We start from the raw sequence: 608 nt of genomic DNA on the forward strand, positions 1-608 counted from the left end.
AATGGTGGACGCGGCGGCAAAGACCCTTCGCGCTATGGAGACTGGGAAATTAAAGGCCGCGCCATTGACTTTTAAAATTCAACTTTAAAAAAACCAACACTATTTAAAACAAGTTTTTAAAGGAGATCCGTTTTTGACGAACAAAAACGGATAATATTCATTCTTCTAGAACTTTTAAAGACGCGTTGGTTGAACCATCATGCTTTTTATGCTGAAGCAGATTCTGCTTCAGCCGCTACCGTTGCTTCTTCTGCTGCTTGCTTTGCTGCTGCTATACGTTCTTGTGCTTTTTTACCTGGTTCACCTTTATGTGGATTATTGCGGGTTGGACGCTTTTTTAAACCAGCTGCATCTAAAAATCGTAAAACGCGATCAGTTGGTTGAGCCCCTTGTCCAAGCCAATACTGGATACGCTCTTCATTAAGTTTTACCCTCAGTCCATCTTTAGGTAACATTGGATCCCATGCTCCAACACGTTCAAGAAATCGCCCATCGCGCGGACTACGAACATCTGCAACGACGATATGATAATAAGGACGTTTTTTTGAACCTCCACGGGACAAACGAATTTTCAATGCCATATTTTATCTCCTATTGTCAGCTCTGGC

At 42.3% G+C, this 608-nt stretch carries 2 protein-coding genes; one reads left to right on the forward strand and one right to left on the reverse strand.

Going from position 1 to position 608, the window contains the following annotated elements; genetic code table 11:
• A partial coding sequence (locus tag ACFIO3_RS15100; protein ID WP_375704788.1) for a DUF1674 domain-containing protein occupies positions 1 to 75 on the forward strand: 75 nt, incomplete at its 5' end.
• A gap of 131 nt (positions 76 to 206) precedes the next feature.
• On the opposite strand, the gene rpsP is transcribed toward ACFIO3_RS15100, so the two are convergent.
• Positions 207 to 581 carry a 30S ribosomal protein S16 gene (rpsP, locus tag ACFIO3_RS15105; protein ID WP_375608459.1) on the reverse strand — a complete coding sequence of 125 codons (375 nt, stop codon included), beginning with the start codon at positions 579 to 581 and terminating at the stop codon, positions 207 to 209.
• Positions 582 to 608 lie beyond the last annotated feature (27 nt).

The organism is Bartonella sp. AD328YNZD, from assembly GCF_042196425.1.

Coding starts and splice junctions, on each gene's coding strand:
- rpsP (WP_375608459.1), bottom strand. CDS start 581: ATGGCATTGAAAATTCGTTTGTCCCGTGGAGGTTCAAAAAAACGTCCT.